This window comes from Bacillus sp. L_1B0_5 (assembly GCF_000836715.1).
In the GTDB taxonomy this organism is placed as follows: domain Bacteria; phylum Bacillota; class Bacilli; order Bacillales; family Bacillaceae_G; genus Bacillus_A; species Bacillus_A thuringiensis_S.
The window spans coordinates 56,641-80,149 of the sequence record NZ_JXIS01000039.1; the positions used below are offsets into that span (position 1 = coordinate 56,641).

The window sequence follows — 23,509 nt, forward strand, 5'->3', positions numbered from 1 at the left end:
CATGTTACATATTTTAAAACAGCAATATAATCTTATTAGCTCTACAAGAGAAACTCTATTCACATTTTTAGAAGAAATCCCATTAGAAAAATTACATAGCACTGTTCCGAATTTCGGGAGCGGTAGCATTATAAAGACACATATTCATGTAGCCGATTGCTATCGATACTGGCTTGGGTCATTCGCATTCAAGCAAAAAAGAGCAGATTTTTCATTTGCTAGCGATTACGAAATTGAGCATGCAGATGTCGCGAAAGTCCGTGCTAGATTTAAATTAGTAGATGAGACTGTACAAAGTTTTTTAAATGAATACAATGATCGTTGGCTTGAAAACATAGCAAATGAAGTGAAATGGCAAAGAGAACCTTGGAGCACAACTCCGCTATGGCTTTTAACTCATACAGAGACTCATGAGTTTCATCATAAAGGACAAATTGTATCAATGGCTCGTCACCTTGGATACAATCCTCCTGATACAGACCTTAGTTAATTCAATGGTCCATGATTACCGAAAAAATTAGAATGAATACAAAACGAGCATGTTTTGAAATCCAATCAAAACATGCTCTTAAAATATTCTATCTTACAATCTCCATATCCTCATCAATACCAAATAGTCTCCGCATAATTATAAGCATCACTATTCGGTATTGCATGTTTCCCCTGCGCTTGCGCCTTTCTTGGATCTAAGTCATATACCATTGGCGTATAGCATGATGTTTGCCCTTTATTTACAACACCATTTCCTCCAGCACTTCCACAAGTGTATGCCTTTCCATCTGTTTTTCTAACAATCCTTGCATCAGCTTCGTTATTATAAACCGCTGCACGCGTTACAGTAACTTTTGCCCACGCTGTTTTACACGTCGTGCTAAATTTTAATTCCACATACGAATTTGAATCAATCCACTTCTTTTCTTTCGTTACTGCAGATTGATCACAGCTGTTATAATAAGGACTTTTCCCATCATATGAATGGTCTTCTGCGTATGCTTTATCGCTATTAGTCGTGCTAAACATACTAGTTACAACGAGTAAAGATAGCAATAAACATGCACTCGTCTTTTTTAAAAGTTTCATATCATTTCACTCCTTTATTAATAACGTGCTGTTTTCCCGTAACCGTTATTAAACGTAACTGCTTCAGCATCTGCTGTGTATCCGAAATCAGCAGTTAAATCAAATACCATTCCTGTATAAGTGCTCGTTTGACCTGTTTTTATTGTGCCGTTCCCCTGATTAGAAGTAACTGATTTTTGAAATACACCATTTTTGTATTTATTCACAACAGCGTACGCGTACACTCCTCCCGAAACAGCTGGTGCTGGTTGATCTAAAACAAACTTAGCCCATGCTGCATGACATTTATTACTGTAACGTAAATACACTGTCCCTACTTTTTTACTACCTTCATATACAGCTGTAGATTTTGCATTAAATCCATCTGCATCACACGTCGTACTTCCCCCGTATACTTTCGTTGTTGCTGGATTTTTCCCGTCATAATAACTACTTAAATCAGTAGCTGCAAATGTACTTCCTTGAAAACTAAATAATACACCTATACTTGCCGCACTTAACACGCATACTTTCATTAACTTTTTAAACATTTTAAATTCCTCCTCACAATAAGTACGTATACTAAAGACAAACTATACTGCTATGTAAGTCCTCCTTTCACGCTTCCTAGAGGCATCTTACAGAAACGTATAAACGTTGTAAATTCCCTTATGATTATTGGAATATACGAAAAATTTTACTTATCCTTGTAAGAAAAAAAGTTGAGAAATACACATTTTATAGCATTCTATATTTAAAACATAAAAGAACCGATACTTGTTATATTCAAGCATCGGTTCTTTATACAAAATTGCCATTTTTTCTTTTATATAAAATAAATATTTCTCCACTTAATCCGTTACAAAAAACTCCCTCGTTACATCAATAAATTGCCGCAGTGGTGCTGTCATCCATTTATCTTTATGCCAAGCGATTTGCGTATAAATCGGAGAGATTGTATTTTCTAAATGTAACTCTTTTATCGTCCCCTCTCGTATATCTTTTTCTACTACTATTGCTGGTAAAACGGCTATGCCTAAATCTGCAATAACACATTGTTTAATTGCTTCAACACTAACAAATTCAATTTTATTTGCTGGATATACATCTTCCCCGCGAAATAGCTCTTCAAATAAAGTCCGATACGAGCAGCCTAATTCTGTTAGTAAAAGTGTTTCACTCTCTAAATCTTTTATAGAAACTGAAGGTTGTTCAAGTAAACGATGCCCTGGAGCAGCTACTACTTTTAATTCTTCTTTCATAAGTGGTTCCACATGCAAAACATCTTCTGTTTTACATTCGTCCAAAATAAATGCAAGATCTACTTTCCCTTCCATCAATTGTTCCTTCGCATCTTTATTAGAATGTGCTGGTTTAAATATAAGTTTTATTTGAGGAAATTGTGCTTTAAACTTCTTTAATATAGAAGGCAGTCTGTATGTACATTGACTTTCTTGTGCACCAATTATTAACGTACCTGCTATTTCCTCATCATTTTTCACGGCCGTCTTTGCTTCGTTACTAAGTGCAATAATCTTGTCCGCATATAGTTGAAACTTTCTTCCTGCTTCAGTTAAGAAAAGACGTTTTCCTAATCTTTCAAATAACGGTGTACCAAGCTCGGCTTCTAACGTTTTAATTTGCGCTGTCACGCTCGATTGAGCAAAGTTTAATTTCTTCGCAGTTTGTGTAAAGTTCAAAGTATCTGCTGCTACTTTAAATGTAATTAATTGTTTTATCTCCATTTATCATCCCTCTTTTCAATCGATATTTCCGATTGATTCCATCGAATTAATCCTCTTTGTCTATTGATATTTATATTGTATGATAAAGAGCATCGACAAACAATAAAATGGAGGTATTCCATATGAAAGCACTTTGTTTCGAACAGTTTGGAAGTCCAGATGTACTACAATATAAAGAAATACATGATCCAACCATAAATCCAAATGAAATTCTAGTCCGCACGAAAGCAATCGGATTAAACTTCGCTGATATTTATAGACGCCGCGGCGATTATCATCTTGCTGGCAATCCGCCTTATGTATTAGGTTATGAAGGAGCTGGAATTGTTGAAAAAGTAGGAGCTGACGTTACTACTATCAACCTAGGAGACCGTATTGCATTTGCGGACGTCCCATTTGCAAATGCAGAACTGGTTGCCGTTCCATCTGAAAAAGTAATCCCACTACCAGATTCTATTTCTTTTGAAACAGCCGCTTCTGTCTTATTACAAGGATTAACAGCACATTATTTAACGCAAGATAGCTATCAACTAAAACAAGGTGATATAGCTTTAGTACACGCTGCAGCTGGTGGCGTCGGTCAACTTCTCGTTCAAATGATTAAACTATATGGCGGAAAAGTAATTGGTTTAACGTCATCAAAAGAGAAAGCAAAGATAGCTACATTAGCTGGTGCCGATCACGTATTTTTATATAACGAAGAATGGCATACGAAAGTACTTGAAATGACTAATGGAACTGGAGTAAATGTTGTATATGAATCAGTAGGTTCTACATTAGAGGAAAGTTTTAACGCTACTAAAATTGGCGGTACTGTCGTATTTTACGGAATGGCTGGTGGTAATCCTGCTCCAGTTGATCCACGTATGCTTATGGATACTTCAAAAACTTTAACTGGCGGAGACCTTTGGAACGTTCTTACCACTTATGAAGAACGTAAGCAGCGCTCCACTCAATTATTTGATTGGATCGCAACTGGAAAATTAAACATTTCAAATCCTACTACATTCTCTTTACAAGACGGTGCCCGTGCTCATGAATTATTAGAAAGCCGTAAAAGTACTGGGAAGATTTTATTAATCCCATAATTCACAAAATGAAAAGGAAGCTAGATTTCTCTACCTTCCTTTTCTTATTTCTATTTGAGATTTAATTATATTTCAACACTTTCTTTCCCTTTTGCAACATAACTCATATCTCCAACCGACTCGACTGTATATGTTCCATCTTGGTATACAATCTTCGTCACACTAGCATTTTCCACCCCAAGTTTTGTTTTGCTACTGTCTAACATTTCTATTAAGGCAGTAATCAAAAGCCCATGAACGACAACTAATACGTTACCGCCGCCATTTTTAGCAGCTTCTTCACTAATTTTATCAATCTCTACTTTTATACGAGTAGAAAATAATTCCCAATCTTCCGCCTGTTTCGTAGGATCTGCTGCTCTAATAAGATCGATAACTTCTTGAATAGAAAACTTCATGAGTTCTTCTGGTGATGCAACGCCCGCAGCTTTTCCAACCACATCCCACATATTCTCAAGTTTTTCACCTTCAAAAATACCGAAATTTAATTCTCGCAAATTTTTTCTTTGCTCAAGTTTCAATTTTGATTGCTCACTATATTTTAATACTAAATTAGCAGTTTCAATCGCGCGGCCGCTATCACTACTATACGCATTCATAAAATGAATATCTTTTAATCCTGTTCCTAAATTTGTAGCAACTTCCACACCTTTTTCTACTAATGGAGAGTCTGCCCAACCTTGCGCGCGATGATTCGTATTTAATATTGTTTTACCGTGCCTTGTAACATATAACGTAACTGCATTCTCATTGCTATCTGTTTCTCGCTTATTCATTTCATTCTCTCCCTTTACGTTTCTATATCAATTTTACCACCTCAATTATTCATTGAGCAAAATATACGTCAGTAGATCCGCTTAATAAAAAAAGCTATCTTTCTGTATATCCATACAAAAAGATAGCATCTTTTATGATTACATTTCTTAACCGGTACTCCTACTCAGCAAAAGCACTCGAATATTGTACAATTCCTTCTACACCTTGAAGAGCATTTTCTGTTAATTCCATTATCATAAATACCTCTTCAGGCACTTCAAACGGTGCTTTTATATTCCACTCACTTGCTTTCTTAAAACCAAATTTCGGGTAGTACTCTGGATGTCCTAATACTACAACTGATCCGTATCCAAGTTCTTTCGCTTTTTCTAAAGCAGCCGTGATCAGTTTTCCGCCAATTCCTTTCTTCTGATGGCCCCTAGTAACTGAAACTGGTGCAAGTGCTAACGATTCTACAGAAGTTCCATCTTGTTCTATTGTAATTTTCGATAACATAATGTGACCAACTATATCTTCATCTACCGCAACAATTGATAACTCCGGAATAAATGCGTCACATTCTCTAATACGTTTTACAAGTTCATGTTCTGTTTTATCGCTAAATTCTTCAAGTGAAAATGCCTCTTTTACGACTTCTTCTGTTTTTCTATAATCATTTTTTTGTTCTTGTCTAATCGTTACCATTTTAACTTATCCTCTATTCTTTCTTATTTCTTTTTGAATTTTACGCAGTGCTTTTTTCGATCCGCGCTCAATATCGTGTTGCATTTTTCTTTCTTTATAATCAACAAATAGTGTATTTAAATCGTATCCTTCTGGATATAACTCCTTCGCTGCTACCTCTAAAGTAATACGTTTTACATTTACTTCAACGAATTCACCGTTATAATATACATCAACGTTATAAAAATTATCTTTTTCCTTATAGATGATACCAAAATCATCATAATCCAATAAATTCACACGATCGCCGATTTTGTACTCATAATGAGATTCTCTTTTTTCTTGTACAAATTTCGGTTTTCTAATTTTACTTTCATTCACTTTTTCTAAAGCGTACTCTTTATTTCCCATGTACTCTTTCGCCCTTTTCAGTACATGTTCTTTTACGTTCATTTTGTTTGCAATCCAAAGTGCATTACTTTCCCCTGATTTGCCAATAACTAATTTATAAAGCGGCTCTAACGTTTCACTATTAAATTGCATCGCTGCATTCATAAAGTCATCGTGCATTTCTGAGAATCGTTTAATTTCTCCGTAATGCGTACTCGCAACGGTAATACATCCCGCAAGGTACAACTCTTCTAAAATAGATATTGCAAGTGCTGCACCTTCATTCGGTTCTGTACCGCTTCCTATTTCATCAAATAATAGCAACGTATTATTATTTGACATCCTCATAATCTCAGAAAGATTTTTCATATGAGAAGAAAATGTACTTAGTGCATTTTCAATACTTTGATTATCACCAATATCTACGAATACATTTTCGAAAATAGCAATTTCTGTACCTTTATCTCCTGCAATATGAAGGCCTGACATTGTAGCTAATGTTAACAATCCAATCGTTTTTAACACAATTGTCTTTCCGCCCGCATTCGGCCCTGTAATAATTAAACTACGATACTCTTGACCAATTTTAAAATGTAACGGTACAACTTGCCCTGTTAAAAGCGGATGCTTACAATTCACTAAATGAATGTAGCCATGATCGTTTAACTTCGGTTCTATTCCATCAATCGATTTACTAAACTTCGCTTTCGCGAATACCATATCATACTGACTAATTAGCTCCATGTTAATCTTTATACTATAAATGTTTTCTAACACCATTCCTGATAAAGTCGCTAAAATCTGATACTCTTCAACCGCTTCTTCTGCTTTCAAGCCTGCTAATTCTGCATTCAATTTCGTAACCGTATGTGGTTCTATAAATACAGTAGAACCTTTTGCCGAGGCTTCAATAATACTTCCAGCAACTTGGTTTTTATAGGAAGATTTAATTGGAATCGTATAACGGTCATCCTTTTTACTAATAAAGAATTCCTGAATGAATTTCTTATTTGCACTACTATTTAAAAACTTCGTTAAACGTTCTTTTATTTTCCCATCTACAGAATCGATATTATTTCGAATTCGCTTTAGCTCTTTACTTGCAGCTACATCAATACTATTTCCTTTAATTGAAAAGTTAATTTCCTCTTCAATACTTTTATATTCAGTCATTGAATTTGCATAAGAAGCTAATACTGGTGCAAAAAATTCTTTATCTAACATAAACTTTTTAATCTTTCTACACCCACGTAAAAAGTCTGAAACACTTACTAATTCTTCTGGGTCTAAAATCATCCCTTTTTCTAATTTTTGAATTGTACTAGCAATATTAGAAATGCCGAAGAAAGGAACATGCCCCTCTGCATCTAATATAGCTCGTGCTTCTGTCGTTTCATTCAAGCGATTTCTCACTACTTTTAGACTCGTACTCGGCTCTAATTTGTTTAGTAATTCCTTACCTAATCCACTTACACAATAAGATTTCACTATATCCTTTAATTCGTTATATTGTAACTTTTCAAAAGTCATCGTATTCATTTTGTTTCTCCTCACAATGATTGATTTTTATCATAAATGAAGATACCTACTCATTAGATTCCAATGAGTTCTACATTATTCAATTACCATTTTTATACATTAAAAATATATACAAAAAAGCTGCGGGGATACCGCAGCTTTTACATTTACAAGGCATGTGCAATAACATATGAGGAAATAAACCATAAAAAACGGATGGCAATCCCCTTATTACACGCTTTATAAAGTGTTGTAGGTATCTTCATAGGTATCGAAATAAATCCATGACAAATTTAGGGGTATGATACACATAAAAATCCCCTGATTTTATCCGATTTATTTCATTAAATTTTTCCTATTTAGTACCTACCGCACTCACAAAAAAGCACCTCTCATTAATTTATATTATAGTCATTGAAATCTAATTTATTGAAATCATCATACTATATGTTAAGTGAGAAGTAAAGGTGTCATACCTTTATAACTATGCAGCATGTAAAAAAGAAGGGGGAAACCTACCGCTGAACATATATGGAAACTGATCCTCCACTTACTTGGAACTGTCCCCAACCATCCTTATTAATTGTTACAGTATTTGTTTGATTACCCGTAATATCGTACCATACTTCCCCTGCATTATTCTTTCCAACATCCATCCACTTTGACCCTCCTGGTCCATCAGAGATTAATGTTGCTAAACCAGAATTAGCATGTACACTATCACCTTCTCTTGTCCAGCCAATTACATCTGGATGATCAAAATAATCCCGCTGCGTACCATATGCAAAGTTTTTTCGTGCCGTCAAAATTGGATCAATTTTGTCCTTTAACGCTGGAATTTCATAGTTACTATTTCCTTTTGTACCATAGTAATCACCATAGAAAACAGAAGGATATCCCTCTGCACGCGTTAAAATAAATGCATATGCCAACGGTTTGAACCAAGGGCTCACTACAGATTCCAATGACTGACCAGGCTGTGAATCATGATTTTCAACTAGAGTAACCGCAAGTGTAGGATGATTCGCAACTACCGTTCCTTTTAAAATATTTCTCATATCATAATTCCCATTTCCTGTTGAAGCATAGTGAAAATTATAATGAAGTGGTGCATCGAACACAGATTGATTATAATTGACCTTCGCTAAATAATTATTTAAAGTCTGGATATCATTTTGCCAATATTCAGCTACTGTAAACATTTCTTTCCCCGTTTGCTGTCTAACATGATTTACCCAATCGCGCAAATATTCATGATCAATATGTTTAACAGCATCTAAACGAAAGCCATCTAAATTTAATTCCTTCGCATACCACGTTCCCCATTTTTTCATTTCATTCGCAACATCTGGATGATCAAAATCAAGATCCGCGTACATCAAATAATCATAATTCCCATTCTCGCTAGACACTTCCCAGTCCCACGCTTTACCTATGCCCCTAAATTTATAAATTCGGTTTAATTTCTTTCCTTCATCCCAATCTGTTCCGTCAAAATGATACCATTTCCATTTGAAATTAGAATAAGAATCTCCACGCCCTGGAAAGTTAAAGCCTGTCCACGCACTAATTTCATAATCACCTGATACTTCAACATTTCGATTGCTCGGGTCTACTTCAACTGCTGTGACAGTTTCCGTATAATCAGCCCCACCTTTATGATTCATAACTACATCACCGTATACATCGATGTTTTTCTTATGTAAAGCGTCAATTGCAGATTTCAATTGTGCTTTCGTCCCATATTTCGTCCGCACTGTTCCCTTTTGATTGAATTCCCCCAAATCATATAAATCATATGCTCCATATCCTACGTCATTTTGCGTAGTTCCTTTATATGCAGGGGGTATCCAAACAGATGTAATTCCTTTTTGCGCTAAATTTTCAGCATCAGTACGCAAACGATTCCAATGATCCCCATCATTCGGAGCATACCACTCAAAATACTGCATTAACGTTCCATTATTAACTGTATCTGCATATGCTCTACTCCCCTCATATATACTAGGTAAAAACATAACAACTGACAATCCGACTATTGTTATTCTTTTAAACATCTGTACACCATCCCCTTCTAAGAAAGCGTTTGCATAGTTTATCAGAATTATTATAATATTCGTCCCACCGTTAGTAAAGTAGCAATCTCTCACTCTCCCACATTTTTTTTAATCTCACTTCAAATATTCAACGTAGTTTTAATTTCACATCCTATTCAAGATTGTTTACAATTTACCTATAAAAACATAACGGAGGGATTTCTATGACAGACTTTCAAAAACAATTTTTCGCACGATTATATATAGAAGAAAAAGACACAGTTTCATTTGAAGATTTATCTAACATTATGTACGCAATGGCACAAACTGTTCCTTTTGAAAACTTAAATATTCTCGAAAAGAATTTTAAAGAAATATCAAAAGAAAATTTGAAAGAGAAAATTTTAGTAAATAACCGTGGCGGTCTTTGTTATGAACTCAATCCTACTATGTATTACTTCCTTAAAGACGCTGGATTTGATGTTCATCTCGTTTCAGGAACAGTTTATAACGCTGCAAACTCCATATGGGCTGTTGATTCTGGCCATATCGCAACCGTTTTAACACATCATAATGAATCTTATTTAATTGAAGTAGGATTCGGATCATACTTACCTCTTGCCCCTGTCCCTTTCTCAGGTGGAGTCATTCACTCTGTTACAGGAGATTATCGTATTCGTAAAGAAATGACCGAAAAGGGAAACTACATTTTAGAGATGCGGAAAAACAATGAGTTCTTGGATCAATCTTCTGCTGATGATTGGACGTTAGGTTATGCATTTTATATAGAAGAAGTGGATGAAGAAAAAGCAAATACAGCACAAAAAATTATCGTTGAACATGAAGGGTCACCCTTTAATAAAGTACCTCTTATTGTAAAACTAACTGAAGATGGGCATGCCTCTTTAACGAAAGATAGCCTTACAGTAGCGAAAAATGGTAAAAAAACGAAAGAAACCGTTACAGACATGCAATATACAAACCTTTTACATTCAAAATTCGGAATTACACTATAAGTATGTAAGCCTTGTTATTTTAGCAAGGCTTTTCAATTTTCAGCAGGGATTTTTTGCAATTTGTTGTATTTCATAGTTATATAGAAATATAACTACATGTTTAGAAAGGAAATGATTATGACAGAACTTAAAGATCGATTACAAGTAGCTGATATAGAAAAATGGGATTTAACAGACATTTACCATACAATTGAAGATTGGGAAAGTGATTTTCATAAAATTGAAGTATTAACGAAGGAATTACACGAGTTTAATGGCAATATTCACGATGGCAATAGTTTATTAGCTTATTTAACGAAGAGTGAAGAAATTTCTAGCATAATATCTTTAATGTTCGCTTATGCACGATTACAATCTGACCTTGATACACGCGATACTGACGCGCAATCTCTTGTCGATAAAGTATCACAATTACACGTAAAAGTAAGTGCAGCTAAATCTTTCTTTTCCCCCTTCTTACTTAGCATAGACGAAAGCACATTACATTCTTACATAGAAGAAACAGAAGGCTTACAATATTATAAAGAAGACTTGTTTGAATTATACCGTTATAAAAAACATGTATTGAATAAGGACCAAGAAGAAATTTTATCACAGATGGGTGAAGCTCTTTCTTCTCCACAGCACACATTTGGTATGTTAAACAATGCAGATATATTATTTGGTGAAGTGACGACTGACGATGGAGAAAAAGTGAACTTAACACGCGGAATGTATGCAAAGTTAATAGAAGATACGAATCGTGAAAAGCGTAAAGAAGCTTATAAAGCATATTACAAACCATATGTTCAGTTAAAGAATTCCATCGCATCTACTTTATCCGCTGCTATTAAAAATAATGTTACCGTTTCAAAGCTAAGAAACTATCCATCAGCGCTAGAGAAATCATTATTTGGCGATATGGTTCCGAAAGAAGTATATGAAAACCTTATTGATACAACGAAAAAAAACATTCAAACATTACATACATACAATGAAATTCGAAAAGAAAAATTAAACGTAGATGAACTAAGACAATACGACTTAGGCGTCGATTTAGTAGAAGGTGCAAAACAAGACATCCCATATAGTGAAGCATTTGACATTATGATTGCATCACTAGCTCCTTTAGGAGAAGAATATATTGAGACATTAAAAAGTTTTAAAGATAAACGATATATAGACGTAAGAGAAACACCAGGAAAACGTTCTGGTGCTTATAACTTTGGTGTATATGGTGTTCACCCTTTCATTCTTTTAAATCATCACGATGATTTAAATAGCCTGTTCACTCTTACTCATGAATGCGGGCACGGTATGCATACGCACTATTCACATGGATACCAACCAAGAATTTCTGCACATTATTCTATCTTTGTGGCAGAAGTCGCTTCTACAGTAAATGAAGTGTTATTAATTCACTATTTATTAAAAGAAGCAAAAGAAACGAACGTGCGTAACCATTTAGTTAACCATTTTATTGAAAAATTCAAAGGTACTTTCTTTACACAAATTATGTTTGCAGAATTTGAAAAAATCACACATGAAATGGCGGAACAAGGTAAACCATTAAATGCACAAGTCTTCAGTGAAATTTATGAAAAACTATTTAAAGAATATAACGGTGATTCACTTGTATTTGATGAAGAAGTAAAATACGGATGGGCTAGAATCCCTCATTTCTACCGCCCGTTTTACGTATACAAATATGCAACTGGATTCGCATCTGCCATTCAAATCGCTGATAAACTATTAAGCGGTGATCCGAATGCTCAGAAAAATTATATTGAATTCCTGAAAGGTGGAAGTTCTGATTATCCACTAAACCTATTGAAAAAAGCTGGTGTTGATTTAACTACGCCAGAACCGATTGAAAGTGCATTGAAACAATTCACTCAACTTGTTGAGGAGTTTTCAGCATTATAAAAAGCATGCAGAGTATATGCTCTGCATGCTTTTTCATTTGAATTACTCTATTCTATATGCTGCTGCGTCACACAGTGAATCATACCACCATACGCATACAATTCATTCACATAAATACCGACAATTCTTCTTCCTGGAAACTGACCTTCAATAATTTGCAGCCCTAACTTGTCATGTTCATCGCCATATACAGGAACTAATACGACTTCATTACCAATATAAAAATTCAAATATGAACCCTTACAGTCTGCTTCTTTTACCACTTTTCTTGTTACTGGTACTGGAATGAGCTGAAATGGCTTTCCATCTATATTTTTCGCTCGTCGCAATTCTTGATAATGCTTTTCGTACGCCTCCAAAAGGTATGGCTCTCCTTCACCGAAAGGATCATATTCATACAGTATCGTATTTTCATTTACAAACCGTGCCGCGCCATCAATATGATAATCCGTATCTTCATCATAATTATCTTCTCCGCGTATACCAGTTATCCATATAAAATTCGTTACTCCTAAATATTTCGTTAACTCCATTTCAATTTCTTTCTGACTTAGTGTGGGATTTCGATTTTCATTTATAATAGACGTTTTCGCCGCCATTAAGGTCCCGTTTCCGTTTATCTCAATTCCCCCGCCCTCTAGACAGACACTAGATTCAACTTTTGGAATGCGATACATTTCACTTATTTCATTCGGAATATTAGCGTCTTTTTCGTACGGATATTTATTTCCCCAACCATTAAATATCCAGTGCGTTAGGCAGCGATTCCCTTCCTTATCCGTTACAAAGATTGGTCCGTTATCTCTTATCCAAATATCATCAGTTTCTTGAATTAAGAAATCAATTTTATCCATATTTACATTAGCTTCCATTAACTTCGATTGGACATGTATTTTCTCTTCTTCATCACATACAACAATATGGACATTTTCTCCATAGTGAAGCTCCTTTGCCATCAATATCCAAATATCATCTAACTTAGCTCTATAACCTTCACCTCTATGTGCTTTATCATGTGGCCATTGGAGCCATGTACCTTCATGTTTCTCCCATTCCGCAGGCATATAAAACAAACTATTTTCTATATTTCTCATACGTGTTCACCCCTTATATGAATGTACGTACAGTCTATACTTTGACATCGTGTTAAGGTCAACAGGAATATCTTCATTTACTTGTAGGAACTTTATAAGGTGACTCTTTATTTCGCCTTGTGATACACTACTTCTCCTTGTAAAACCGTCACTAATACTTTCGCATTTGGAATCTTATCGGCACTCATTTTAGTAATATCTTCATTTAGTAGTATCATATCAGCTGACTTTCCAACTTCTATCGAGCCAGTTATATTATCAAGCCCTAATGCTTTCGCTGGCTTAATTGTATAAGCATCAATAGCTGCGTATACATCAGACAAACCCTTTTCATCAATGCTTAATGCATTCGAAATCGTCACAAGCGGATTCAGTTCATTTACATCCCAATCACTACTAAGTGATACATTCGCACCGGTTTTCCAAATTCGCCCTAACGGCATAATTCGTTTCATTTGCTGATTTGTAAAATACGTACTTGCCCAGCTTTGTTTTGAATCTTCCGCAAAATCATGACCTACTTGAAAATCAGCGCTAATACCTAATTTAGCAAAACGATCTATATCACTATCTTCTACCATTTCCACATGCGTAAGTGTATACGGCTGTTTTGCGCCTTCTTTTTTCGCTGCTTCAATCGCATTTAAACTCTCTCTTACCCCACCATCACCAATTGTGTGAATGAGTGCACCGTAACCAATTTTATTAAGCTCTGTTAACCACCATTTCATTTTTTCTTCCGGAATATAGTTCAAGCCATACGGGGTTCCTTTAAACCACTCAAATTTATATTTTTCTAGTGTTTTTGCAGTACTATTAATACTAATTCCATCACTATACATTTTCACTTGATTAATAAGCATGCGGGATGACAGATCATCACGTTTAATTTTTTGGAAATACTCCATTTGTTCTGTTTCATTTAAATTTGGATATACCCATGGACGAAGTACTACTCGCGTTGTTAGCTTTTTTTCGTCATTTACTTTATTCCAAACTTCTAACCAACCTCGCTTCCAATAAAGACGTCCATCACCAACTGTAGTAATACCATTCTTCGCAACCTCATCTAAACCGTCTAACAAACCTTCATAATTTTTTTCAAAGAGATTTGGTTGAGAGTTCCATGCTTTTTCCATCACGATATCTCCTGCTGTATCATAAAGAATACCAAACGGTTCTCCTGTCTCGGAATCCCGAATAATCCTTCCACCTTGTGGATCTTTCGTATCTTTATTTATTCCAGCTAACTCGAGTGCCTTTGAATTAACCCATACAGAATGGGACGTTCTTTCCATAATTAATACTGGATTATTAGGAAATAACTCATCAAGAACTTGTAATGGGGTTTGTTGTTCTGATTTTTCGTCCATATCTTTTAACAGCTCTTCCAAACTGAATCCCGTTCCACTTATCCATTCGCCATCTTTCACACCTTTTTTACAAGCCTTTAAATACGAGCGTTGTTTTTGCAGAGAAGCATCTGATGAAACACTACAATTTCCTGCTGCTGGTGATTTCGCTTCAAATATATGATTATGATTGTCCACAAAACCAGGGAGGATAAAACGTCCTTGTAAATCCACCACTTTCGTATCTTCATTTATAAATGCCTCTACATCCTTGTTTGAACCAACAAATGTAATTTTCCCCGCTTTAACGGCTACAGCCTCTACGATATCTTGCTTTTCATTTGAAGTATAGATTGTACCATTTTTAAACACTACATTTTCAGGTAACTGATTAGGTAGTACAGCGCTACCACTCTCACCTTCTCCTACTCTAGAAGTACATGCCGAAATCCATACCATACTTAGAACCAGACAAATAATCATGATTGTCCTTCTCATATTCTCTCTCCTTTTTATTATGATAAATTGCTTTCGTACATAGAATAAGGATTGACATAATGTTAATGTCAATCCTTATTCTCATTCTATTTTCGTAACTAAAAAACAAATTTGTGTCACATACTCTTCTGCTAAACAATCACATTCAGGTCCCTTTATATAAACCTCATATGGCGAATTAACTATTACATACCCATTTTTTTCAACCCATTCTTCTAACGCTATATAAGCGTAACCTATATAGTCGTAACTTCCATAATGCATAGTAGTAACGATTTGATGTGGACTTAGTTTTTTCATTTCATATTCTTGTACTACGTCTTCATCATTCCCCTGCATAACCGGGATTCTTAATTCAATATCACTGTTACTTGGAATATATTCTTCATCATAAAAGACTGCAGATGGCGAACCGACTATTTGAAAATCATTTTTTTGTACCTCTTCATATAAGTCATAAAAATAATCATCCATATCATCTATATCTATTTTTACTCTTTGAGTAATTATCGTTACTTCATTCCTCATTCCCATTAATATATCGTAATTTCTATGACGAGCAATATTTAGACTACTATTCACCTTTACCATTTCATTCATTTCTGAAATAACCTGTAAATTTTGCTTCACTTCATGAGACAACTCGATAATTTGTGATTGTATATGTTGAACAAACGAATCTTGATCTGATGACTGCAAAACAATTTTAATTTTTGGAAGAGGAAATTTATACTCCCTTAGCTTTTTGATTTTCAACGCTACTTCCAGCTGCCCTTGTTCATAATACCTATACCCATTAACCGGATTCACATATGCCGGTTTTAATATCTCCTCTTTGTCATAATGTCTTAACATCCGCGTACTCATTTTACAAATCCGAGAAAACTCAGCGATGGTATACATATCAATACTCCTTGAATATATTTTCTTTTCATTACTTATTTATTAAAACCAATCAAAAATCTTCTTCATTGAAAAATCTTCATTCTGATTTTTTAATCTTCTCATTTTTGAAGGTAACAAATGACTTGGACAATACCATGTTAAACAATTCATTGCGCCTCCCATTGTTGATATTTCTCCTACATGAATTTGAATAACTTGCTTCTCCGTATACTGTTGAATATATCGTAAAACTTCCTCATCTTTAGCTAGTCCAAACTTAGGAACATAAAGAGCATCACATGATTCTAACATATTTATATACAACCCTTTTGCCGATGCTATCTCTTGATCATATTGTCCTTTCTCTGTATATGATGAAGGAACAACTATAAATGCAGCTTCTGGCATTTGTTCTTGAATAATCTCTTGAACACTATATCTAAATTCATGATCCCCTAAAAAATCACTAATAAACATTGTATGTTCATCAATAAATTTAACCATTCCGTCTGCGTGTGCTAGTACATCCCCTTCTTCAGCAGGAATAATAATAACTCGACTCACATCTAAATCCCATTCTAACTGCTCAATAATTTCCTCTTCTGTCCAATCATCGTTATCATCAAATATACGTTCTGTTAATATTACGGTATCTTTTTTATTCCAAATAAGATTACCACCATCTAATATTAATGGGGATTTCACATATTCAAAATCGTTCTTTTTCAACCATTTATTAAACTGTTGATCTAAATATCGCCCCTGATCATCCGGCAAATAATTTGGTCTATATTTAAATTTAACTAGATGAGTTGTGACAACCGGTGCAACATCTCTTAGCCAAATATCATCATACTCAAAACAGCTCGTATGAAAGTCTTGTTCTTCAACAGATAAAGATATAAGTTGATCTGCAATTGATTTCTTTTCATTTAAACATTCATTAAAGTAAATCAAGTCTTCATAAAATGGTTGATAATATTCATTCGATTCGTCTGGTATTGCAGTAAAAATAATGCCATTATGTTTTTGTTCCATATTATTTACCTCGCTTTTTAATAGTAGTTACATAACTGATTTCACAAAGCAAACTATTCCTAAATTTATATCTTTTTTCATTACAACTCATGCAACATGTACATTTCATGAATGGATTATAGCATGGAGAAATATTATATATTTATATAAAAAATATAAAGCTGACGTTAAGCCTTAAATTGACTCTTGACAAGTTTTTTAAATAACTTATTTTAAAACAACAATAAATGATTAAATGATTTTTTTATCACGATTCAAACCCATTGCTTCTAATAGATTGTTTTGATTATATAGATTCACTAAATGCGCTTCTACTCCTATACAAATTCCTTCTAGCGGAAGATCATTTGGATCCTGACCAAAGGGATCTTCAATTTCAACCCCTATTGCTTCAATACCTATGAATGCAAAACTTATAAACGTAGTCGCAAGTACTGTAAACCATCCGAGACTATCAACAAGACCAATCGGTAAAGTCGCACAAAATATAATCAATAAAATTTTTATATGAGCAAAATATGCAAAAGGAATAGGTGTTGTTTTGATACGATCACATCCCCCCACAGATGTAAGTAACGTATTCAAATCCGTTTCCATACTAATTATCGCATTTGGATGAATTTGCCCCGTTTTCAAACCTTTTGATAGTATAGTTTTTAACATAAAAACTATACTAATCGGTAAATGATTGGACTCAACCAAAAATGCTTTTTCCTTCTCAGAACAGACAGCAAGCAATGATTTCACTTCAGATAAATCTTTTTCCTCTCTCAAGTGTCCTTTCGCTAACTTTGGAAATGCAATTAATAGATGTAAAAATTTTATTTTTTCCTGCTCCATACTCTTCCCTTTAGAATCCCAATGACACAAAAAACTAATTGCTAAATTTCTAGTACAAGCACCAATCGTGCCAAACAGCTTTCTACCTTCCCAGTACCGATCATAGGCAGTATTCGTACGAAACACTAATAGTAATCCTAAAGCTCCTCCGACGATTACCCAAGGAGTCTGATTTATATTTATTTCTGTATAGTAATAATTAATCACAGCTACTATCGTTGAAATACACGTATATAATACGATTTGCGGGAAAATATCTCTTATAATTGTCCCTTTTAATGTAAATATTTGATGTAAACTATTTTGATTATTGTAATGAACCATATTTACAAAAACCTCTTTCTCTATTAACCTTTTATTCTTTTAAATCATGAAAGTATACAATTAAATAATAGAATCATAAACCCTATCATTATGAGGCTGGTTAAGATTATTTCTTTCAATACTGTTACTCCTTTTTTCAAAAAGATAAAATATCTTATTTAATTCAACAACAAATGTTCACTATTCTAAATCCCGACGCATCATTTTAGAATTCGCAATGAACAATGCACTAATTAATACAAAGATTGCACAGGCATATAACAATAAATCTAACGGACTATCGTGATCTATAATAATAAGACGAACAATAGCTGTTATACCTATATATATAAAATATCGTAATGGAAAATGAAAATTCATTTGAAAATACTTTATAATCATTACGATGAATTCGAAGTACAGAAAGAATACGACGATACTATCAATTAAATGATAACTAGATTCATTACCATCCAATTTCAGTTCTTGTATAAACTGAATGACTTCTTTCATAAGAAATACACTTAGAACAACCCCTAAGCAAATTAAAGCTACATTTAAAATGTACTGTAAAACGATAGGGAAATACGAAAACACTATTTTAAAATTCTTTAACACAAACATTTTTCTCCTTTACCATATAAAACGAAAAGCGAACATACACTACAATTCAATTATCATTATATTTAATTTTTATTTTTACAAATAATAAGGAACGACAAAATAGGTAAAGATAAGATTTCACCTATTTTGTCTATATAGCAGCACAACGAAATTACAATTAATTACTTCAATGCAATTGGTTGTTGTTGTGTCACACAATGAATCATACCGCCGTTTTTATACAACTCTCTCACATCAATACCGACTACTTTACGATCTGGGTATAACTTCTGAATCGTATCGTTTGCGATTTTATCATTCGGATCATTATAATTAGGCACTAATACAACTGTATTCCCAATATAATAATTGATATACGATCCCTTATAATCGAGAGTTTTTCCATTCTCTAAAGCAACCTTTTCTTTACTAAGCGGCAAGTATTCATACTTATATTTCTGTCCTGAAGCATTTTTGGCATCTAACAATGTATCCATATCTTTATTGGATAAACCCCATTCAGCTAGGTCATCTTCTTTCATCGTTACAATGGTAGATTTATTATGGAATTTAGCAAATCCATCAATATGAAAGTCCGTAATATCTAAATTAGGTACTCCATCTAACCAAATAAAGTTTGATACCCCAAGATCACTTATATATTTTTCAATTTCCTTTTCTGATAAATCAGGATTTCTATTTTTATTCGTTACCGCACTTCGAGTTAATAACGCAGTCCCATTGCTGTCTAATTCAATTGCGCCGCCTTCAAGGACAAATTTTCCCCAATCAATTCTTTCAATTCCTGATTGCTTACTAACATTCTTACGTATTTGAGCATCATTTTTATAAGGTGTCTTCTTCCCCCAACCATTAAATGCTGGATCTAATATTTTGAGATTTTTGTTGCTGTCATAAACAAAAATTGGTCCACTGTCCCTTGCCCATACATCATCAGTAGGCGCGATAAAGAAATCAATCTTCTCCATATTTAACCCTTCATCTGTTAAAAGCTTATTGATTCTTTCTTTTTCTTCCTGGTCATATGCAACAATGTGGACTTTCTCACCCTCAGTTAAAGCACTTGCCATCTTAACCCAAATAGGTTCAACTTCCTGCTTATACTCTTCGCCATATGTGTACTCATGTGGCCATTGCAGCCATGTACCTTCATGTTTATCTTTTTCATCTGGCATCGTATATTTCCCAGCATTTTTCTGTACCTCTACTTTTTCTCCTTCTTTCCCTTTAACATTTTCATTGTTACCCTCAAAAGAGCATCCACTAATAATCGTTGTAGATAATGTAGCTATTAAACAAAACTTTATTGCCTTTTTCATTTTTTCAACCTCCTGTTCTTGTCTCCAATAATGTAAAGCTTCACATAGTGTGAAGCTCAAGCTTTTTTATCAATGTAAAAATTACCAATTATTCTTTGCATTACTTATCATTTAACTACCTATTTAGATTTATTCAAATGCCAATCACCTTTTTCACCTATTTATCCCGCTATTTATGGGCAGTAAGACCCCCACCTCAAAATTCAGCGGAAGCAAAGAAGTTAGGTGGGAGATGAACACACCCCATTGATTAAAGTTTCACTTTATTCAGTAAGTAAAACTTTACAAAATAAAAAAATCGGTATTGATAATTACATATCAATACCGATTTTTTATAATTATTTTCCTTCTATTAAATCATTCGCCATTTTCCTAAATTCTTGATTAAATGCATCATTCATACCATTTTGGACGTTAGAAAATAATATGACAAACGTTCGTTTATCCCAGTTAAAATTATTAAAAGTGTTCCAGCCAGCTAATACACCGTGGTTATGATAATAATCTGGGTAAATATAGAAACTAAATCCATATTTTCTTGCAGGTGATGCAGAAAACATATCTGATACACTTTGTTTAGAAAGTAGTTTACCATCCATAATAGCTTCATCTAACTTTTTCATATCTTCAACAGTCGTATACATTTCACCACAACCATACAGCCAGTTCATTTTTAAGCGAGGCGTGGCTATTAACTTATTATCTTTTTTCGTATACCCTTCTGCTAAGAAAATATCTTCTGGGAGTGTTGCGCCCATTCCAGATTCATGCATTTCAACAGGAGTCAAAATATTTTCTTTCACATATTCAGCAAGTGGTTTATTCGATATTTTTTCTACAATATATGCAAGCACCATATAATTATAATCTGTATATTTCCATCCTGTCCCTGCTGGAAATTGTAACGTTTGTGCCCCAATCCATGTTACTAATTTTAACCGTGATGCTGCGTCAACACTACCTTGTCCCTGTTCTGGTAATCCAGACGTATGTGTTAACAAGTTTCGTAACGTAATGTTTTTATCTGCCGGAAACGATGGGATATATTTATTTACATTGTCTTCAATGTTCAACTTCCCTTTTTCTTTTAGTTGCATAATAGATATTGCAACTACTGTTTTCGTAATAGACCCAATGCGATATTTCGTTCTTGGCGTCGTTAATACTTGATCTTTCACATTCGCATAACCGTAGCCTTTTCGTAAAATGACATGATCTTTACTTGCTACAAGAACACTCCCATTAAATCCTTTATCTTTTAAGTACTGATCTAGTTTTCCAGCTGCAATTTCATAACGCTTTTTCTCATTCGCATCAACTTCCTGCTTAACATCTTTTTGCTTACTATTTACATTAGAAAATGCCTTTGCATCATATTTTTTTCCTTTATTTGCATGTATTAGTGTAACAACACTTCCACAAAAAACAGCAAAAATAAAGAAAACGATTAACCATTTCTTTAACATACTAGGAACCCTCTTTTATCTAGTTTCACTTAACGTAGATCCATTCTATTTTATATCTTTTAATTATCAAGTATATTATAATATTATTTAATATTCACTCTGTTAAAACTAGATTCCTTTTTCTCATTTTCAATTTTTACTACTCTCTATTGTATTTCTTTCTTGCAAAATTTCCAACATACAATCGGATGCATTACACTATAATTTCAAATTCTTTTGTAACATTTGTTATATACTAAAAAGAATGGAGATGTAATATGAAAAATACCGATAAACGCAATCGTTTAGATGATAAGATGTTTCATTATCGGATAACAAAAAACAACATTGTATCAATTGAATATTACGGAAAACAAATTATGACATTAAAAGGAAATGATGCTGAAAAATTTTTAAATAAAATAAATCATGCAAATAACGATAAAGAAAAACAGCTAATTATGGCTAAAATTACAGGTAATTTCAAAAGAGGTAATGAACGAAATTGAAAACGAATCTCATTTACATTTTGATTATACAACAAATAAAAAAAGAAATGTCGCTCATTCAACATTTCTTTAGACTTTCTTCATAAAAAATTTACATTGCTAACATTCCTTCATTTTCTATACTTCCTATATAAGCTAACCGCTGAAATAGTTAGTAATACAACTATGCATAACCACGCGTACGTATATCCCTTCTTATCTACAATATAACCAAATAAAGCAGGCGCAACAATAATGGCAATTTGATTTAATGTAAGTGCAAAACTCACTGTCATCCCTACCGATTTTTCACTTGCTGATTCTGAAACTTCAGCTATAAAAAGACTAAACCATCCAATTGAAAAGAACCCTAACAATGCACTTACACCATACAATACATTCGTTATTGTATGTATGCTCATTACTAATATTAGAATGAAGAAAATAGAAATACAAACAGTTATAAATAAAGGGGTCCGCCGATTCCCCTTATAAAACAAATCACTAGTAGCTGCTAATATAACCCTACCAACCATTCCAGAAAAGAACATAACGGAAAATACTTTTCCGGCTAAAATTGGTGTAATTGATTGTTCTGTTACTAAAAATTTTATAAAATGTCCAACTAACACCATTTGCAATGAAATCATACAAATACCAGTTATATAAATTGCATACAACTCTTTTTTACACATCACTTCTTTTAACTGCATCCAAAAAGAAAGTTTACTACGTTCTTGTTTAACTTTCTCTTGAATATATGGTTCCTTATAAAATATAAAAAATAAAAACCCTCCAATTATACAAATGCATGCAATGCTATTTACCGCATAGGCCATATTATATTTTATTGTAAGAAACGGGATCAATACTCCCGCTAATGTACCACCAATCGGTATACCGGCTTGTCTAATCCCCATCGCTAACCCGCGATTTTCTTTTGAGAACCACTTCATTATCACCTTACTTCCTCCTGGCTGCGAAACACTATAAAACGTTCCTACTAATAAAAGTACAAAGAGTAACCCATTAAATCCATTGACCATATTAGTCAGTAAAAACGAAACCCCTAGTAAAAATAAACTTATCGAAATTAACAACTTTTCATTGTATTGATCAAGTAGCCGCCCAACAAAAAGCATACAAAATAGCGGTCCTATATTTACAACACTTACTAACAATCCACTCTCCGTATTCGTAAGTGCATATTCTTCTTTCCAAAATAAAGCAAATGCTCCAACACCATACGTTATAAGTGTCGCTGTTGTTTGAGCAACTGTCGCAAAAATTAACATAACCCACTTATAAGTACCATTCATCCTTTCTTCCATTAACACAATAATCCCTCCATCCCCTTCCATTGTATGAAAGTTCTGATATCATATAAAATAAAGATTTATCATGTAATCCATCAAAAAAAATGATA

21 protein-coding genes are annotated in these 23,509 nt (G+C 33.8%); 5 read left to right on the top strand and 16 right to left on the bottom strand.

What is annotated here, in order from left to right; translation table 11 throughout:
• The first annotated feature begins 1 nt into the window (after position 1).
• The gene (locus RT27_RS12385; RefSeq protein ID WP_000902416.1) at positions 2-490 is read left to right on the top strand and encodes a DinB family protein; all 489 of its coding nucleotides are present in this window, start codon (positions 2-4) and stop codon (positions 488-490) included.
• A gap of 113 nt (positions 491-603) precedes the next feature.
• On the opposite strand, the gene RT27_RS12390 is transcribed toward RT27_RS12385, so the two are convergent.
• The 3 genes from RT27_RS12390 to RT27_RS12400 all read right to left on the bottom strand — a co-directional run bounded on the left by RT27_RS12390 (position 604) and on the right by RT27_RS12400 (position 2,804).
• Complete coding sequence (locus RT27_RS12390; protein ID WP_029442908.1) at positions 604-1,080, bottom strand: DUF2690 domain-containing protein; 477 nt, start codon at positions 1,078-1,080, stop codon at positions 604-606.
• A 17-nt stretch (positions 1,081-1,097) separates the two neighbouring features.
• Positions 1,098-1,610, bottom strand: coding sequence for a YjfA family protein (locus RT27_RS12395; protein ID WP_000473732.1), 513 nt, complete (start codon positions 1,608-1,610; stop codon positions 1,098-1,100).
• A 300-nt stretch (positions 1,611-1,910) separates the two neighbouring features.
• Positions 1,911-2,804, bottom strand: coding sequence for a LysR family transcriptional regulator (locus tag RT27_RS12400; RefSeq protein ID WP_029442909.1), 894 nt, complete (start codon positions 2,802-2,804; stop codon positions 1,911-1,913).
• A gap of 122 nt (positions 2,805-2,926) precedes the next feature.
• On the opposite strand from RT27_RS12400, the gene RT27_RS12405 reads away from it, so the two are divergent.
• A complete protein-coding gene (locus RT27_RS12405) occupies positions 2,927-3,892 on the top strand; it encodes a quinone oxidoreductase (RefSeq protein WP_043936325.1) in 966 nt (321 codons plus the stop codon).
• A 65-nt stretch (positions 3,893-3,957) separates the two neighbouring features.
• On the opposite strand, the gene RT27_RS12410 is transcribed toward RT27_RS12405, so the two are convergent.
• The 4 genes from RT27_RS12410 to amyS all read right to left on the bottom strand — a co-directional run bounded on the left by RT27_RS12410 (position 3,958) and on the right by amyS (position 9,297).
• Complete coding sequence (locus RT27_RS12410; protein WP_043936326.1) at positions 3,958-4,668, bottom strand: histidine phosphatase family protein; 711 nt, start codon at positions 4,666-4,668, stop codon at positions 3,958-3,960.
• Positions 4,669-4,828: 160 nt separating this feature from the next.
• A complete protein-coding gene (locus RT27_RS12415; protein ID WP_043936327.1) occupies positions 4,829-5,353 on the bottom strand; it encodes an N-acetyltransferase in 525 nt (174 codons plus the stop codon).
• Positions 5,354-5,359: 6 nt separating this feature from the next.
• On the bottom strand, positions 5,360-7,261 hold the full coding sequence (locus tag RT27_RS12420) for a mannonate oxidoreductase (protein WP_043936328.1): 1,902 nt from the start codon (positions 7,259-7,261) through the stop codon (positions 5,360-5,362).
• Between the two features lie 494 nt (positions 7,262-7,755).
• Entirely contained in the window at positions 7,756-9,297 is a 1,542-nt protein-coding gene (amyS, locus tag RT27_RS12425; protein ID WP_043936329.1) for an alpha-amylase, read from the bottom strand.
• 203 nt (positions 9,298-9,500) lie between these two features.
• On the opposite strand from amyS, the gene RT27_RS12430 reads away from it, so the two are divergent.
• Together RT27_RS12430 and pepF are read left to right on the top strand one after the other, a co-directional pair.
• On the top strand, positions 9,501-10,292 hold the full coding sequence (locus RT27_RS12430; protein ID WP_043936330.1) for an arylamine N-acetyltransferase: 792 nt from the start codon (positions 9,501-9,503) through the stop codon (positions 10,290-10,292).
• 117 nt (positions 10,293-10,409) lie between these two features.
• Positions 10,410-12,197, top strand: coding sequence for an oligoendopeptidase F (gene pepF / locus RT27_RS12435; RefSeq protein ID WP_029442916.1), 1,788 nt, complete (start codon positions 10,410-10,412; stop codon positions 12,195-12,197).
• Positions 12,198-12,244: 47 nt separating this feature from the next.
• On the opposite strand, the gene RT27_RS12440 is transcribed toward pepF, so the two are convergent.
• The 8 genes from RT27_RS12440 to RT27_RS12475 form a co-directional block, all read right to left on the bottom strand.
• Positions 12,245-13,291: an agmatine deiminase family protein gene (locus RT27_RS12440; RefSeq protein ID WP_043936331.1), complete on the bottom strand. Its 1,047-nt coding sequence runs from the start codon at positions 13,289-13,291 to the stop codon at positions 12,245-12,247.
• Between the two features lie 107 nt (positions 13,292-13,398).
• Complete coding sequence (locus RT27_RS12445) at positions 13,399-15,141, bottom strand: amidohydrolase (protein WP_043936332.1); 1,743 nt, start codon at positions 15,139-15,141, stop codon at positions 13,399-13,401.
• 81 nt (positions 15,142-15,222) lie between these two features.
• Positions 15,223-16,044 carry a MerR family transcriptional regulator gene (locus RT27_RS12450; protein ID WP_016080775.1) on the bottom strand — a complete coding sequence of 274 codons (822 nt, stop codon included), beginning with the start codon at positions 16,042-16,044 and terminating at the stop codon, positions 15,223-15,225.
• A gap of 42 nt (positions 16,045-16,086) precedes the next feature.
• Entirely contained in the window at positions 16,087-17,064 is a 978-nt protein-coding gene (locus RT27_RS12455; protein WP_016080774.1) for an agmatine deiminase family protein, read from the bottom strand.
• 231 nt (positions 17,065-17,295) lie between these two features.
• Entirely contained in the window at positions 17,296-18,228 is a 933-nt protein-coding gene (locus RT27_RS12460) for a bestrophin family ion channel (protein ID WP_029442920.1), read from the bottom strand.
• A 180-nt stretch (positions 18,229-18,408) separates the two neighbouring features.
• Complete coding sequence (gene psiE, locus RT27_RS12465) at positions 18,409-18,825, bottom strand: phosphate-starvation-inducible protein PsiE (RefSeq protein ID WP_000916570.1); 417 nt, start codon at positions 18,823-18,825, stop codon at positions 18,409-18,411.
• 167 nt (positions 18,826-18,992) lie between these two features.
• Positions 18,993-20,150, bottom strand: coding sequence for an agmatine deiminase family protein (locus tag RT27_RS12470; RefSeq protein ID WP_016080772.1), 1,158 nt, complete (start codon positions 20,148-20,150; stop codon positions 18,993-18,995).
• 338 nt (positions 20,151-20,488) lie between these two features.
• Positions 20,489-21,616, bottom strand: coding sequence for a serine hydrolase domain-containing protein (locus tag RT27_RS12475; protein ID WP_029442921.1), 1,128 nt, complete (start codon positions 21,614-21,616; stop codon positions 20,489-20,491).
• Between the two features lie 257 nt (positions 21,617-21,873).
• Here RT27_RS12475 and RT27_RS12480 point away from each other — a divergent pair, with 257 nt between their 5' ends.
• Positions 21,874-22,104, top strand: coding sequence for a hypothetical protein (locus tag RT27_RS12480; protein WP_043936333.1), 231 nt, complete (start codon positions 21,874-21,876; stop codon positions 22,102-22,104).
• Positions 22,105-22,214: 110 nt separating this feature from the next.
• Here the strand turns inward: RT27_RS12480 and RT27_RS12485 are convergent, their stop codons facing one another.
• On the bottom strand, positions 22,215-23,444 hold the full coding sequence (locus tag RT27_RS12485; protein ID WP_043936334.1) for an MFS transporter: 1,230 nt from the start codon (positions 23,442-23,444) through the stop codon (positions 22,215-22,217).
• Positions 23,445-23,509: the final 65 nt, after the last annotated feature.